The organism is Parahaliea maris, assembly GCF_008064665.1.
In the GTDB taxonomy this organism is placed as follows: domain Bacteria; phylum Pseudomonadota; class Gammaproteobacteria; order Pseudomonadales; family Halieaceae; genus Parahaliea; species Parahaliea maris.
Map to the genome: position 1 here is coordinate 39,459 of NZ_VRZA01000010.1, position 13,407 is coordinate 52,865.

General features: G+C 63.3%; 14 protein-coding genes. 7 read left to right on the forward strand and 7 right to left on the reverse strand.

Translation table 11 applies throughout. The annotated features are described in order from the left end of the window. Positions 1-107: 107 nt before the first annotated feature. The 6 genes from FV139_RS19665 to FV139_RS19690 are packed head-to-tail and all read left to right on the forward strand — an operon-like array spanning position 108 to position 5,864. The gene (locus FV139_RS19665) at positions 108-1,163 is read left to right on the forward strand and encodes a phosphotransferase family protein (RefSeq protein ID WP_148070203.1); all 1,056 of its coding nucleotides are present in this window, start codon (positions 108-110) and stop codon (positions 1,161-1,163) included. A gap of 19 nt (positions 1,164-1,182) precedes the next feature. Further along, positions 1,183-2,478 (forward strand): phosphopyruvate hydratase, encoded by a 1,296-nt coding sequence (eno, locus tag FV139_RS19670; RefSeq protein WP_148070204.1) that lies wholly within the window; start codon positions 1,183-1,185, stop codon positions 2,476-2,478. Then, entirely contained in the window at positions 2,468-3,133 is a 666-nt protein-coding gene (locus FV139_RS19675) for a GntR family transcriptional regulator (RefSeq protein ID WP_187276661.1), read from the forward strand. Before eno ends, FV139_RS19675 begins: the two co-directional genes overlap by 11 nt. 1 nt (position 3,134) lies before the next feature. Next, positions 3,135-4,076 carry a 2-hydroxyacid dehydrogenase gene (locus FV139_RS19680; protein WP_148070206.1) on the forward strand — a complete coding sequence of 314 codons (942 nt, stop codon included), beginning with the start codon at positions 3,135-3,137 and terminating at the stop codon, positions 4,074-4,076. 14 nt (positions 4,077-4,090) lie between these two features. After that, positions 4,091-4,987 carry an AEC family transporter gene (locus tag FV139_RS19685; RefSeq protein ID WP_148070207.1) on the forward strand — a complete coding sequence of 299 codons (897 nt, stop codon included), beginning with the start codon at positions 4,091-4,093 and terminating at the stop codon, positions 4,985-4,987. Positions 4,988-4,991: 4 nt separating this feature from the next. Continuing rightward, a complete protein-coding gene (locus tag FV139_RS19690) occupies positions 4,992-5,864 on the forward strand; it encodes an NmrA family NAD(P)-binding protein (RefSeq protein WP_148070208.1) in 873 nt (290 codons plus the stop codon). Positions 5,865-5,893: 29 nt separating this feature from the next. Here FV139_RS19690 and FV139_RS19695 read toward each other — a convergent pair whose 3' ends face one another. Continuing rightward, on the reverse strand, positions 5,894-7,036 hold the full coding sequence (locus FV139_RS19695) for a CaiB/BaiF CoA transferase family protein (RefSeq protein ID WP_148070209.1): 1,143 nt from the start codon (positions 7,034-7,036) through the stop codon (positions 5,894-5,896). A gap of 207 nt (positions 7,037-7,243) precedes the next feature. On the opposite strand from FV139_RS19695, the gene FV139_RS19700 reads away from it, so the two are divergent. Next, on the forward strand, positions 7,244-7,933 hold the full coding sequence (locus tag FV139_RS19700) for a VOC family protein (RefSeq protein ID WP_148070210.1): 690 nt from the start codon (positions 7,244-7,246) through the stop codon (positions 7,931-7,933). Positions 7,934-7,999: 66 nt separating this feature from the next. Here FV139_RS19700 and FV139_RS19705 read toward each other — a convergent pair whose 3' ends face one another. From FV139_RS19705 to FV139_RS19730, 6 genes are all read right to left on the reverse strand, one after another. Continuing rightward, a complete protein-coding gene (locus FV139_RS19705) occupies positions 8,000-9,184 on the reverse strand; it encodes an alpha/beta fold hydrolase (RefSeq protein WP_148070211.1) in 1,185 nt (394 codons plus the stop codon). Between the two features lie 40 nt (positions 9,185-9,224). Next, positions 9,225-10,460 (reverse strand): acetyl-CoA C-acetyltransferase, encoded by a 1,236-nt coding sequence (locus tag FV139_RS19710; RefSeq protein ID WP_148070212.1) that lies wholly within the window; start codon positions 10,458-10,460, stop codon positions 9,225-9,227. 68 nt (positions 10,461-10,528) lie between these two features. Next, complete coding sequence (locus FV139_RS19715) at positions 10,529-11,308, reverse strand: SDR family NAD(P)-dependent oxidoreductase (RefSeq protein ID WP_148070213.1); 780 nt, start codon at positions 11,306-11,308, stop codon at positions 10,529-10,531. A gap of 86 nt (positions 11,309-11,394) precedes the next feature. Next, entirely contained in the window at positions 11,395-11,961 is a 567-nt protein-coding gene (locus tag FV139_RS19720; RefSeq protein WP_148070214.1) for a cytochrome b, read from the reverse strand. Between the two features lie 30 nt (positions 11,962-11,991). Further along, positions 11,992-12,387: a DUF6285 domain-containing protein gene (locus tag FV139_RS19725; protein WP_148070215.1), complete on the reverse strand. Its 396-nt coding sequence runs from the start codon at positions 12,385-12,387 to the stop codon at positions 11,992-11,994. Positions 12,388-12,407: 20 nt separating this feature from the next. Next, positions 12,408-13,400, reverse strand: a complete 993-nt coding sequence (locus FV139_RS19730; RefSeq protein WP_148070216.1) for a phosphotransferase family protein — start codon at positions 13,398-13,400, stop codon at positions 12,408-12,410. Positions 13,401-13,407: the final 7 nt, after the last annotated feature.

The window sequence follows — 13,407 nt, forward strand, 5'->3', positions numbered from 1 at the left end:
TATCAGTTGCATATTACACCCGGAGCCTGCTACCTTGTCCATCGTTTTTTCGAGCCGAACGCCCATCCGCATGTGGTCAGCGTGTTGAGGCGAAATGGAGTACAGCGATGACATTACTGCCGGACAGCCTGCAGGCTTCGTTACTGGGTATGGGGTTACTGCAGCCGGGCGAGACCTGCTCCGCGGAGCCGCTGACCGGGGGTGTGGCGTCGGATATCTGGTACGTGCGGGCGGGTGACAGGGAGTTCTGCGTCAAGCGCGCGCTGGAGCGCCTGCGGGTTGAGCGCGACTGGCGGGTTCCCACGCATCGCAACGCCTTTGAGGTGGCCTGGCTGGAGATCGCCGCTGGCATCGCGCCGGATTGTGTGCCCAGGGTGCTGGGGCATGATTCAGCAGCCGGAATATTCGCCATGGAGTACTTTCCGCCCGGGCGATTTCGTAACTGGAAGCAGGAGCTGAGTGGCGGTGTAGTGGACCTGGAAACGGTGGAGCGGCTGGCCGGCCTGCTGGTCCGTATCCATAGCGCCACCGCGCATGACAGTACGCTGGCAGCGCGCTTCGACGATGGTGAATTGTTTTTCCAGCTACGGCTGGAGCCGTATCTCCACGGCGCAGCCGAGGGGCATCCGGAGGTTCGCGACCGCTTGCTGGCGCTGTCCACACAGGTGGCCGCCAGCCGGCAAGTACTGGTGCACGGGGATGTGAGCCCCAAGAACATTCTGGTGGGAGAGGAAACGATTGTCCTGCTGGATGCGGAATGCGCTTGCCTGGGTGATCCGGCCTTCGACCTGGCGTTCTGCCTGAATCACCTGCTGTTGAAGTGCCTGTGGGTGCCCGAGGCCAGTAGTTTGCTGTTGCAGGCCTTCGAGCGCCTTGCCGGGCGCTATCTGGCCGCGGTGGACTGGGAGGCACCCGGTCCGCTGGAGCGGCGGGTGGCAGAATTGCTGCCCGGGCTGTTGCTGGCCCGGGTGGACGGCAAGTCGCCGGTGGAATATCTCGAAGAGACCGCCAGGGAGGTTGTGCGGGGGTTTGCCAGACAGAACCTGCTGAGCCCTCCGGCGAGTCTCGACCAACTCTCGAACAACTGGCGTGCGGTGATCGTTGATCACCAGCGACGGGTGGATCGCGCGGGCGGGCAGCCCGGCGACACCTCCAGCCTCTAATCATGACAGGAGCAATAACATGAGTGATATGACGATCCGACAGGTATTGGGTCGATCCGTCTGGGACAGCCGTGGGCGCCCGACGGTAGAGGTCGAAGTACATCTCGAAGGAGGCGGCAGTGGTCGCGCGATTGCGCCGTCGGGCGCGTCCACGGGCTCTGGCGAAGCGCTCGATCGTCGCGATGGCGGCTCTCGCCTGGGCGGCTACGGTGTCGACGCCGCCGTTGCTGCAGTGAACACACAGATCCGCGCTGCCCTGATCGGCCGCGATGCCGGAGATCAGGAGGGCGTGGACCAGTGCCTGGTGACCCTGGATGGCACGGGAAATCGGCAGGTCCTCGGTGGCAACGCGATGATTGCCACGTCCATGGCAGTGGCCCACGCGGCGGCGGCCGGGTCCGGTCAGCCCCTGTGGCGCTATCTGGGTGAACGCACGCTTGCCGGCGAGGAACCCTGCACGTTGCCGGTTCCGGAAGTGCAGATCTTCGGGGGCGGGGCTCACGCCGAGGGTTGTATCGACCTGCAGGACTTCATGGTGGTGCCTTTCGGCGCCGGCAGCTTCCGCGAGGCGATGGAGTGGACGGCAGAAGTCTATCGCGCCGCGGGCAGCCTGATGGATCGACGTGGGCGGCGTTGTGGCGTGGCGGACGAGGGCGGTTACTGGCCGGCCTTCGACAGCAATGAAGAGGCGATTGCCGCCCTGGCCACGGCGGTGGAAGACGCCGGCTTTTCCACTGAGAAAGAGGTGGGGCTGTCACTCGATATCGCCGCCACCCAGTTCTATCGTGAGGGGCGTTACTGCCTGGGCAAGGACCGCCGCACCCTCGATGTGGGGCAGTGGTACGAGCAACTCGCCCGCTGGTTGAGCGAGTTCCCGATCTGCATGATCGAGGACCCGTTCCACGAGAGCGATCTGGCCAATCATGCGGCACTCACCGAGGCCTTTGGCGACCGGGTGCAGATTGTCGGCGATGACCTCTGCGTCACTCACACCGATAACATTCTCGCCTGTCAGCGCCAGCGCGCCTGTAATACCCTGCTGTGCAAGCCGAACCAGGTGGGCACCCTGAGCGAGGCGCTGGCTGCCCACCAGATGGCGAAAGAGTTCGGCTGGAACACCGTGGTATCCGCGCGCTCTGGAGAAACCGAGGATGTTACGATCGTGCACCTGGCCCTGGGGTGGGGGATCCAGCAATTGAAGGTCGGTTCCTTCGCCCGCTCCGAGCGCATGGCCAAGTGGAATGAAGCCCTGCGCATCGAAGAGGCGCTGGGCAATAAGGCGCGTTATGCAGGGAGGGCTCCCTTTGCCCGATAAGTCCTCGGCGGGCGAGATAAAGCTGTCCAAGACCGAGACAGCCTATCGCCTGCTGGAAGAAAAAATTGTCACCATGGAGCTGGCTCCCGGGGCGCTGCTCTCGGAAGCGGAGTTGTCCCTGGAACTCGGCCTGGGGCGTACACCGGTGCGCGAAGCCCTGCAACGCCTGTCGGCAGAGCACCTGGTTGAGATCATGCCGCGGCGAGGTATTCGGGTGGCGGGGATCGACGTGGTCAAACAGTTGCGGGTGCTGGAAGTGCGCCGGGTACTGGAAGTGCAGAGCGCGTCCCTCGCGGCGCGGCGCGCCAGCCCGGCCCAGCGGGCGTCTTTCGCCGCAATTGCGGAGGGCCTGGCTGCCGCCGGATCAACGCGCGACTATCGCGACTTCCTGCGCTTCGACCGCGAACTGGATGAGCTGCTGCCAGCGGCTGCCGGTAACGAGTTCGCCAGCGCCATGCTGCGCCAGTTACACGGTCTGTCGCGACGCTTCTGGCACTATTATTTCCGCCGCGAGGCCGACCTGCCGCACGTGGCCGGGTTGCATGCGGCCATTGCCCGCAGTATCGCGGAGGGCGACGAAGAGGAAGCCGCTCGAGCCACCGAGGCCCATATGGAATACATCCACAACTTCACCCGCGCTGTGCTGGAGGGTTGAAATGATCCGGGTTCTGTTTCAATACGATACCGGTCCGCAGTTGCGGCGGGAGCTCGACGCGCTGCGGGAGCAGGGCATCGAGGTCATCAGTCATCCGGAGAGCGCTGCACCTCCCGGCCCTGAGCTGCTGGAGAGTATTCAGGCCATTTGGCATGTGTTACAGCCGGTCACTTCCGACATGATCGCCGCGGCGCCTCAACTCGCGCTGGTGCAGAAAATAGGTGTCGGCGTGAATACCATCGATCTCGATGCCGCCCGTGCCCGGGACGTTGCTGTCTGTAACATGCCCGGAACCAACAGCCAGGCGGTGGCCGAGATGACCCTGCTGCTGATGCTGTCTGCACTGCGCCAGCAAGTGCGCATGGATCGCGCCTGTCGCAGTGGCGCCTGGTCGCTTCCATCGCAGCAGCTTGAGGGCTTCGGCGAACTGGCTGGCAGCGTGGTGGGTCTGGTGGGCTTCGGTGAAGTGCCACGGCGCCTGGCGCCAGTACTGCAGGCTCTTGGCGCACAGGTTATCTACAGCGCGCGATCGCCACGTGACGTTCCCTGGCCCTGCGTGGAACTGGAGGAGTTACTGGCCCGCGCTGACGTGGTCTCGCTGCACCTGCCCCTGACACCGGACACCGGGCATTTGCTCGATAGCCGCAGGATCGGCCTGATGAAACCGGGTGCCATTCTGGTCAACACAGCCCGGGGCGGTCTGGTCGACGAGGGTGCCCTGTTGAGTGCGCTGCAGGCGGGGCATCTCGCGGGCGCGGGGCTTGATGTTTTTGCCGAGGAGCCCGTTGCCGCCGATCACCCCCTGCTGGCCCTCGACAATGTCGTCGTCGCGCCACATCTCGCCTGGCTGACCCGGGAAACTTTCTCGCGCAGCATCTCCCTCGCCGCGCGTAATACCCTGGCGGCGGTGCGTGGTGGCGAGCTCGCGTTTCGCGTGGCCTGAAGCGAGACAGGGCTGTGTTACTGGAAATTTTCACCATCGTTGCGCCGGTGTTCGGGCTTGCCGCAGTCGGTTATGGCTGGGCCCGCAGCGGATCGGATTATCCCTCCGAATTCATTACCCGCCTGATCATGAATGTGGCGGCACCCTGCCTGTTCGTCTCGGCGCTGGACCGGGCTACGGTAGAAGCCGGCGATCTCGGGCGAGTCGTGGTGGCGGCACTGACCGTGCTTGGGGCAATGCTGGTGCTCGGGCTGCTGCTCATTCGTCTGTTGAAGCTCGACCCGCGCGTCTACCTGCCGCCGCTGCTGTTTCCCAACAATGGCAATATGGGGCTGTCTCTGTGCATGTTTGCTTTTGGCGATACCGGTCTGGCCCTGGGCCTTGGTATTTTCATGGCCATGACCGTCAGCCAGTTCAGCCTGGGCATCCTGATTGTCGACCAGTCCGGTGGCGGCGTCGGGACGCGGTTGAAGGAGTTGCTGCGTCAGCCAATTCTCTACGCCGCCGCCTTTGCCGTGATCAGTCTCGTGCTGGGCTTCAAGCTACCGACCTGGGCCGCCAGTACCCTGGGCTTGATGGGGGGGGTGACCATTCCCCTGATGCTGATGACCCTCGGGGTCTCCCTGGCCCGGTTGTCGATCGGTAATCTGCCGCGAGCGCTGCTGGTCTCGGGCCTGCGTCTCGGGGGTGGATTCCTGCTCGGGCTCGCCGTGGTCAGTCTTTACGGGCTCGAGGGGACCGAGCGGGGGATCGTGCTATTACAGGCGGCGATGCCGGTGGCGGTATTCAACTACCTGCTGGCAATCCGCTATCGCCAGTCACCCGAGGACACGGCGGGGATGGTGGTGTTATCCACCCTGCTGTCCTTCCTGACCTTGCCCCTGCTGCTGCGCTTTGTACTCGGAGGATGAGGTAATGGCCGGACACACCTCCGCGTTGGTGACGGGGGCTCGCGGCAAGGTCGGGGCGGCCGTGCTCGCGGCACTGGCGGATAACGGTTTCGTTGGTGCTGGCAATCAGGCACTCGCCGGCGTGTCCCGGTCGGGTGGCGACCTGTCCGCGGTCGCGCGGGTTGCCAATTTCGGTGATCGCGACGGGCTCCGCCAGGCACTGGCTGGAGTCGATCGAGCCTTCCTGATGGTGCCTTTCGGCGGTTCGATGCGGGATCACGGGCGCAATTTCATCGATTGTGCGAAGGACAGTGGAGTGCGTTTTGTGGTGCGCCTGTCGGGCCTTGCCGCAGGGCCGGATTCCGCATCGGCGATGGGGCGCTTACAGAGCGAGGTGGACGCGCAGCTGATCGCAAGCGGTATCGACTACTGCATACTGCGGTGTAACAGTTTTATGCAGAACTTCAGCGGGATCTATCAACCGATGGTCTCCCGGGGGCGCCTGGCTCTCGCCCAGGGCGAGGGGCGGATTGCCTTCATCGATACCCGGGACATCGGCCGCGCTGCCGCCAATATTCTCCACAACCCCGAACCCTATGCCGGCAAGGTGCTGGACCTGAACGGCCCGGAGCTGCTGAACAACGCGCAGGTGGCGGCGCAGATCAGTGCCGCGACAGGTCGGGATATCGACTATGTCCCGATCAGTGAGGAGCGGGCCAGGGCGGGCTACCAGAAGGCCGGGCTACCCGATTGGGAAGTGGAGGTGTTCACCAGCCTCGACCGCTTTCTCGCGGTAGGCGGAGGTGAGGGCAGCCCGGACACCCTGGCCCGGGTGCTGGGGCGAGCGCCCCGCAGTTTCGGCGACTTTTGCCGGGATTACCGGGCATCGTGGCTGTGACAAGCGCTGGCGGGCGCAGGTAGGCGCCGTTAAACCGGAACAGCGCCGCTGCTGCGCAGCGCAGCCAGTTTTTCTGCGGTGTATCCCATTTCCGCCAGCACCGCTTCGGTATCGTGGCCCTGGGGCACGGCGGCGCTGGGCGTCGCTGGCTGGCTGCGACTGAACTTTGGCGCCGGCGCCGGCTGGGTCACCCCATCCACGGTGACAAAACTGCCACGGGCCTGGTTGTGGGGATGGCCCGGTGCCTCGGTCAATGACAGGATCGGGGCAAAACAGGCGTCTGTTCCCTCCAGCAGTTCACACCATTCGTCGCGGCTCTTCTGCCCGAAGATGGCGGCCAGTTGCTCCTTGCGCCGGGGCCATGCGTCGGTGGCGTGCTGTGGATAAAAGTCCGTCTGCTCGCCGCCGACAGCCTTGACCAGCATTGCATAGAACTGCGGCTCCAGTGGCCCAACAGACACGTACTGTGGCGCCTGGCCGGACTCGGTGAGGGTTTCGTAAACCTCGTAGAAGGGCGCCCCGGTGTCCAGCAGGTTGGTGCCGCGCTCCGTACTGTGCAGTCCCTGGGCATGCAGGCCGTAGAACACCGCCATCAGCGCGGCAGAACCTTCCACCATTGATGCATCTACTACCTGCCCCTGTCCGGAGCGGCTCTTTTCCAGCAGCGCGCTGAGGATGCCCAGGGCCAGGAACAGGCCGCCACCGCCGTAATCGCCCGCCAGGTTGAGCGGCGGCAGAGGGCGCTCGCCGGCCCGGCCAATGGCGTGCAGGGCGCCGGACAGTGAGATGTAATTGATATCGTGGCCTGCCGCCTGGGCCAGGGGGCCGGTCTGCCCCCAGCCGGTGATGCGGCCGTACACCAGCCCCGGGTTGCGTTGCCGGCAGACCTCCGGGCCGAGTCCCAGGCGTTCCGCGACACCGGGCCGGAAGCCCTCGTAGATGGCGTCGGCGGACTCGCACAGGTCCAGTACCAGTTCCACGCCTTCCGGTTGCTTGAGGTCGACACAGACCGAGCGGCGGTTGCGCATACAGACCGCGTCGTCCCGACTGCCGCCACCGGGGCGTTCGATGCTGATGATTTCGGCGCCGAGGTCCGACAGCAGCATGCCGCAGAAGGGGCCGGGGCCGATACCGGTCAGTTCGATAATTCTGAATCCCTCTAATGGGCCCATAGCGTTGTGTCCTTTGTTATCGGGCTGTCTGTTTCGATGTGCTCAGTCCAGCCACTGCGTAGTACGGGGGAAATCACTGTGTGGATATCGATTTTAATTCATATTAAAATATTTTTAAATATGCTAATTTTATTTATGTAAGAATTCTATGGAGTGGGGTAGATCCCCGCTGCATGGGAATAACAACAGCGATTGCGGAGAACCCTCATGATCAGACCTAATGCCCTGCACCACATCGCCATTTCCACCGGCGATATGAAAAAACAGATCGAATACTTCAGCGATGTACTGGGAATGGAGCTTATCGCCCTGTACTGGATGCACGGCGTGGAGAACGCCTGGCACGGATTCATGCGGCTGGGTGACGCCGCGGTGGCTTTTGTTTTCCTGCCGGAAAACGTGGGGCAGGAGATTGAAATTGGCCACACCCACCCCGGCAATGGCGGGGGACCGTCGGCGCCGGGAACCCTGCAGCATCTCGCCCTGAATGTAGATACCCAGGCAGACCTGCTGGCCATGCGCGACCGTATCCGTTCACGAGGTGTTCCGGTCATGGGGCCGATTCACCACGGCCTGTGTACCTCGATCTATTTTGCGGGACCGGAAAATCTGGTGCTGGAGATTTCCACCAGTGACCAGGCGCAGCATCCGCTGGATCTCGACGGTACCTGGATCGATCCGGATGTGGTCAAACTTGCAGGTATTTCGGCGGAGGAACTGCACGCTTACCAGAATCCTGCGGAGTACGAGTCGCCCGCGGAGCCTGTAGCTCAACCGGAGTACGATCCGTCAAAACCCCATAACCTCTACCCGATGGAGAGGTACCTGAAAATGCTGGCGACGCCGGATGACGTGGTGACGGCGAGATCGAGCATTATCGACCCGCCGGAGAAGTAATAGTATTGAGGCTGGCCGGGAACCTGTCCCGGCCGGCCGCGGTGTACTGTCACACCGCGGATTACCTCAGACGTCAAACCCCTTGCGCTGCAACCAGTCCTGTAGCAGCGCCGCTGCCTGGCGCCCCTGTTCGGGCTGGCTCTGGTAGTAGTGCGTGGCCCCCTGGATGTGATGCAGCTCCTTGTCGTCGTGGGCTACGCCGTCGTACAGGCGCTGGGCGTGGCTGGGCGTGCAGGCATCGTCGGCCGTGTTGTTGATGACCAGCACGGGTTTGCTGATGCTGGCAGCGCATTTGGGGCCGTCAGCATTGGCATCGTCGTAGCTCCACTGTGACAGCCAGCTGCGCAGGGTGGAGGCGCGAGCGAGGCCCACCGGGCTCATGTTGACGATTTTCGGGACGCCCAGGTAGCACCAGTTCGGTTTGCGGTCGTTGGGGTCGATCGTCGGGTCGAGCCAGCGTGGGTCGGCCATAGTGCCGTGCACCGTGAACGCGAACTCCTCGTTCTCGCGGCCGGCGGACTGCAACCAGTTCAGTTTGTCCTTGACCCAGGCGGTAATCTTGCGGTTCCTCGCAATTTGCGCGGCGCGGTATTTCTCGACAAATGCCGCGGAGAAGGGCGCAACGTGTTCTCCTGAGTAGATGTCGAGTTCCGGGTCCCGGTTATAGGGATCCAGTTCATCGACAATGGAGGCATCCACCCACTCGGTAAAGGTGCCGTGACGCGAGACATGCGCCGCCATGAAAATGACGCCGTCCGCCGGAGTCAACCCGACCTTTGTAAGGTCGATACCGCCACCGCAGGGTGAGCAGGTCACGGAGGGCGATTCTGCCTGAGCCTGGTAGTAGGCGGTCAGCGAGCCGCCGCCGCTCCACCCGAGCAACACCACCTTCTTGTAGCCCAGCGTTTCCCGGGCATAGTTCACTACGGCGCCGAGATCGGAGACCACTTTTTCCATATTCAGGGCGTTGTCGACACCGCGATAGCGGCTGTCCGCACCGATAACGTGGAGCCCCTGCTCTGCGAGGTAGCGCATGACCGGCAGGCGACCGGTACCACCAATCGGGTGCATGCTGATCAGCACCGTATCCGAGGCTTTGTGCGGCTGGTAATGGAACCCGCCGAGGCTGACCCAGCCCACGGCGCCGCCGTAGGTATCCTTGAAGGCCGCTTCTTCCTGGTAGGCGAGGAAGATGGGTTTGATGTCGTAGGTGTCGCAGTTTGCTGGCTGGGAAATCAATTTCTGGCGCATGACCAACTCCGGTTAATTGTTATAGAGAGCGTGTTGCAACTTACACTCGCTCGATAATGATGGCGGGTGCCATGCCACCGGCGGCGCACATGGTGACCAGCCCGAACTGCTTGTCCTGGCGTTCCAGTTCGTCGAGCACGGTGCCGATCAGCAGGCAGCCGGTGGCGCCGATGGGGTGGCCCAGCGCCATGGCGCCGCCATTGACGTTGACCTTGCTGCGGTCGAGATCGAGTTCGCGGATGAAGCGCTCGGAGACCACGGCGAAGGCCTCGTTGATTTCGAACAGGTCGATGTCGGCGACGCTGAGTCCTGCGCGCTCCAGTACGCGTTTGGCGGCATTGACCGGTGCATTGAGCATCAGCGTCGGACAGTCGCCCATGTTGGCCATGGCGCGTACTTTGGCGCGAGGCTTCATGCCGTGGGTTTTGGCATAGTCGCCGGAGGCGAGCAGGATGGCGCCGGCGCCATCGACCACGCCGGACGAGTTGCCCGCATGGTGTACGTGCTGGATTTCCAGGTCCGGATACTTCTGCCAGACCATCTGGCGGTAGGTGGTACCCTTCTCGTCCAGGGGAATGTCCGCCATTTTACCGAAGGACGCATTCAGTTCTGCCAGGCCTTCAAGGGTGGTTTGCGGGCGCGGGAATTCTTCCCTGTCCAGCACCAGGTCGCCGTTCACGTCGTAGACGGGCACCAGGCTTTTGGCAAAGCGGTTTTCTGCAATGGCCGCAGCGGCTTTCTGCTGGGAGTCGTAGGCGGCCGCGTCCAGTTGTTCCCGGCTGAAGCCTTCCAGGGTGGCGATCACGTCGGCGCAGATGCCCTGGTGGGGTTGCGGGTGGATGGTCCGCAGCGCCTCGTTGCCGTTATCCAGGAAGGGGCTGGCTGGCTGGTCTTCCTCGACGTAGGTGGACATCATTTCCGCGCCGCCACCGATCGCCAGGGCTTCTGTGCCGGACATGATGTTCATGGCGGCCAGGCTGACCGAGGTGATACCGGAGCCGCAAAAACGGTCCAGGGTTACCGCCGAGGAGCGGATATCGTAACCCGCTTCCAGGGAGGCCATTCTGGCGAGGTCGGCGCTCTGGCGGCCGCGCTGGGCACTGGTTCCGAAAACAATGTCGCCGACTTCGGCAGTATCGAAATCGTTGCGCTGTTGCAGGGCGGCGAGCACGACTGCGCCAAGATGATGGGGGTGCTGGCCCGCGAGGGCGCCCTTGCCTTTCTTGCCGATACCGCGAGGGGTGCGACAGGCATCGATGATGTAAGCCTCATTCATAGCATATGTCCTGAAATCGTTGGGTAGTGGTTATCTGGAGCAAAGATCGCTGCGGAACAGGGTGACCGTTACTTGGGCGGCATACGGATACCACCGTCCATGCGGATAACCTCGGCGTTCATGTAGGGGTTGGTGATGCACTCCATGACGGTGAATGCCAGTTCTTCCCCGCGCCCCAGGCGCTTGGGAAACAGTACCGATTCACCCAGTTTCGCCTTCCAGGCTTCTGCCGCTTCGCCTTCGCCGTAGATGGGGGTGTCGATGAGGCCGGGCGCAATCGTGTTCAGGCGCACGCCGATAGAGCTGAGGTCACGGGCGATGGGCAGGGTCATACCCACAATGCCGCCCTTGGACGCGGAATAGGAGGCCTGGCCGATCTGTCCGTCGAAGGCGGCGGCCGAGGCCATGTTGACGATGGCGCCGCGGCTGCCGTCAGCATCCATGGGCTCGGTTTTGGACATGGCCGCCGCGGCCCGGCTCAACACGTTGAAGGTGCCGATCAGGTTGACCTTCACCACAAAGGTGAATTTATCGAGATCCATGGGCGCGCCGTCACGGTCAACGGTGCGGGCCGGAGCGGCAAGTCCCGCTGAATTGACGCAGGCCCGCAGGGGGCCGAGAGCGACAGCCGCGGCGACCGCCGCATCGGCATCCTCGGTGCTGGTGACATCGCATTTGACGAACACGCCGCCGATTTCCTCGGCCACTTGCTTGCCGCGCTCTTCATTGAGGTCGGCGATAACGACCCTGGAGCCGGCTGCGGCCAGCTGGCGTGCAGTGGCCTCGCCGATGCCTGATGCACCGCCGGTGACGATGGACGAACTTCCTTCGAGATTGACACGTGGCATGGGTATTTCCTCTTATGGGGACTGCGGTGGTGCCAGGGCGATGGCTGCGCGCCCCGACAGTGGATGAAGTATGGAACAGTGTCTGGTCATTGTCCGCGGCCGCTCCACATGCGTCTCAGGACATCGTCCTTGACCACCCAGTGGTGGTAGAGACTGGCGCCGATATGGACCGCCACCAGGACTGCGGCGACATTGCCCAGCCAGATGTGGACTTTCAGGATGCTGTCCGCCAGTGGCCGGTTTTCGCCGGGAAACTGGGGCAGGTACCACAGCTCGAACAGTTTCACCGGATAGTTGCCGATGTCGGAGCCGATCAGGCCCGACGCCCCGAGCACCAGTATCAGCCCGTAGAGGCTCCAGTGGCTCAGGTGGGAAGAGGCCCGCATCCACACCGGCATCGTTGCGGGCAGCACTGGCGGTGGAGAGCGGAAGCGGTGATAGAGGCGGTAGAAAACCAGGGCGAATACCAGCGTGCCGAAGGTCTTGTGCCAGTAAATCACCTCGCCAAACTTGAGGTAGTCGGCCTTGTTGTTGCGGTAGTCGAGGGTGCCGAAGTACAGGCCGATCACCAGCGCGATGATGAAGCACAGGGCCGACAACCAGTGCAGGATGCGCGCGGTCTTGTCATAGCCGCCGGATTGAGGGTGGTTCATTGTGGGGTTCCCTGTGTCGGGTCGGGGCGCTCAGTAGTTGCTGAAGCGCCCGTTTTCCAGGTACTCGCAGTACGTCGCATAACGCGGATTGTCGATGGCGATCTTGTCGAGCGTGGTGCTGAGGAAATGCTCCATCAGCGCCTGGGGGGCGTCGTCGTAGCGGCCTGCGCGAATACGCTCGATCAGGCTGGCGTTGAGGCTGTCGACATCGCCGTCTTCCCCCAGCAGGCTGGCAAGGCGCTCCTGCTCGGCGTCGATCATGGCGTCGCCGCGCTCCAGTTCGCGCTCGACAATTTTCAGGATGTTGATGGACACCCGGCTCTGGTAGATCAGGTTCTTGTCGTCGAGGTTGGGCAGGAACTGCTCTTCCAGCATTTCCCGCACACTCGCTATCAGTTCACTGCGGTCCGGTCGGTTGATAGGCATGGTCTGGTCTCCCTGTTGGCTCAGCGCGCACGCGGGTCGCTGAGCAGCGACAGCAGGTCAATTTCGGTTTCGGACACCCGGCGGCCAATGGCCGCGCGGTTGACGGAGCGGTCGATGCCCTTCAGGTGCACCCCGGTCTGGTAGAGGCAGATCAGGCCCCACTTGAGCACCCCGAGGACTTCCCAGAAGTACACGGATTCCTCGTTCAACTCGCCGCCGGCCTCGCGATAGCCCCGGTAGAGGTCCTCGCGGGTGCCGAAGCCGCCCACCGGCAGCTCCCGATTGCCAAAGCGCCAGGAGTTCACGCACAGCCAGCCCAGGTCCTCCATGGGGTCGCCGAGGTGAGCCAGCTCCCAGTCCAGTATGGAAACAATGCCGGTCTCGTCCACCATCAGGTTGCCGTTGCGGTAATCGGCGTGAACCAGCGTCTTGCGAGCGCCCTGTGGCGCCCTGCGTTGCAACCAGCGGAAGGTGAAGTCGAACAGCGGAACCTGTTCGCCAAAGCTGGCGTAAAAGCGCTCCAGCGCAGCCAGCTGGGGTTCTACGCTCAGGTCCGGCAGGAAGTCGAGGGCCTCCACCGGAACCCGGTGAATGTCCGCGAGCAGCTTGCCGCTCTGGGCGGCCATGCCGGCACGGGCCTGGGCGTAGCGGTCCTGGCGCAGGATCTTCTGGGGGATGGTTTCGCCTTCCACCAGTTTCATGACGAAGCCCTCGCCGAGCTCATCCTCCGGTTCGATAACCAGGATGATCTCCGGGGCCAGCACGCCGTGGGCCACGGCGTGGGATTGCACGAGGGCTTCCATGCGCTTGTCGATGCCCATTTCGAACTGGTCGCCACCGTGGGCCAGGCGCAGGATATAGTCCTCGGCAGCGCCGCCGCGGTGCAGGGTGAAGCGCCAGGTCTGGGCGGCGGAACCTCCCGTCAGCAGACGCAGGCCGTCGACCCGGTAATCCCCGGAGACGGTGCGGGTAAGGGCTTTGGTGAGCCGTTCCTGAACGAGTTGCTTGTCCATGATATCG